This window comes from Streptomyces sp. NPDC001020, from assembly GCF_053599115.1.
On record NZ_JBSFLQ010000098.1, the window covers coordinates 1 to 1,727 of the forward strand.

The following is a 1,727-nucleotide window of genomic DNA, read 5'->3' on the forward strand; positions in this document are numbered from 1 at the left end:
ATGTTCGGGGCGCCCTTGAGGGAGATGACCGGCAGGATCCTGCGGCGCCGCAGTTCCCGGCGTACGGCCTTCGAGTCGTACGCCTTGTCGCCCAGAGGCAACCGCCGCCGGGCTCTCGCCCACCGACGAATGGCACAAAGGCGAGATCCGATGGTGCCGGAGTACCAGGCAATAACTTCACCGATCCACAGGTCTTGACTATTACTCGGAGTTTCGGGTGGCAGATCGATGACTGCCGCCAGCTTCTCGGCGAGCGGTAGTACCTGGGGGGTGTCGGCAACCATGAACTCTGGCGCACCCTAGATTGCCCCTGACGATCTTCAGGCAACGTTCCGACAGTTAGAGCGACTCTCGCCGTCACTCACCGTGCACGCGTCGCCAGAACCCTGTGAAGTGAACAGAGCCAGGCGCAGAGTCTCGTCAGTACGGAACGCCCCCGGCGCGGGATTGCGCCGGGGGCGGTGCGTATGACTACGCGAGGCAGTCTGCCGCGTGAAGCGGACACCGGTCCGCGCTCACAAGCCGTCTGAAAGATCCAGTGGTCAGCCCACCAGCCCTCTAGTCGATCTTGACCAGGTGAACCTGGTCGTTGAAGGCTCCGTAATCTCCCGCCGGAATACCACCGGTAGGCAAGATGGTGCAGAAGATGGAGCGGTAGAAAGTGGCCGTGTAGTTGGTGGCGTTGTAGAAGCCGTAGCCCCAGGCCTCGCCACCGGGGTCGACGCACCGATTGGTGCGGCCGGGAGTGACCTGCCAGCGCTTACCGGTGAAGTCCTTGTTCTCGTAGATGCAGATGCTGCCGATGTCGCAGCGGGGCGCGACGCGGAATGACTTGGCACGGTCACTGATCTTGGGCACGCTCTGCTTGTAACGCAGGAGGCCGTACGGCTGGCCCTGGCAGGAGTCTCTGTCGAAGGCTTCGAGCTGGCTGAGTTCACTCCGGTTGTTCACGATGCCCGCCGGCCGGGATGATGTGCCGTCCGGCCAGCTGACGTTGGCCTTGTAGCACTGGTGTGGGCTGAGCGCGACCTCCTTCTTGATGCCCTGGTAGTCAGGTTCGGAATAGAAGCAGTACTTCCCCTCCGAACAGTCGTGCACGTCGGCAGCGGCAGCCTGGGCAGGAATGGCGGTCGCAGCGGCGGACAGCCCGAGTGCGGCGACTAGGCGCGCAATGTTCTCGATCACGACTCTGATAACGAGAGCACTGACCGCTCTCGGGCGAAGTCGCCGAGTTACCACCCAAACGGAGCATCGCCGTCCTCCTGCGCGTCTGGGTCGACGGCGGCATCGACCCAGATGACGCCGCCCAGCGTCAGGCCCCCGAAGAACTTGCCGCCGCCGACACGGTCACGCGTGGCGACATGCCTCCCAAACTGCGGTTCTGACTCACTTTCCGTGTCGCACCGTTCCTGCGCGCTGCCCAAATTCGATCCGACGTGGCTGCCCCATCATCTGCAGCTGAGACCCACCTTCCGTCCCACCGGTCCCCCAGCGGAGATCACTCACCGTGCACGCGTCACGGAAAGTGAGCCAGAACCGCTACCCGTGAACAAAGCCAGACGCTCCCCCGCGACCAGCGGAATGGCCGGACCGGAGCGACATGCTCGAACCGAGACGTCACGCAATCCAGCGTCGGACGCCGCACCCGTCTTGTACGACAGCTCAACGTAGGGCCCTGCAGACTCCACCCCAGCCGGTATAGCCACCCAGCACCCCCAGCACGTCTA

General features: G+C 63.8%; 1 protein-coding gene and 1 pseudogene. Both read right to left on the bottom strand.

The window, feature by feature from the left end; genetic code table 11:
* A pseudogene (locus tag ACWDEX_RS37150) lies at positions 1-284 on the bottom strand (hypothetical protein); the annotation flags it as partial.
* A 274-nt stretch (positions 285-558) separates the two neighbouring features.
* A complete protein-coding gene (locus tag ACWDEX_RS37155) occupies positions 559-1,185 on the bottom strand; it encodes a peptidase inhibitor family I36 protein (RefSeq protein ID WP_450469102.1) in 627 nt (208 codons plus the stop codon).
* Positions 1,186-1,727: the final 542 nt, after the last annotated feature.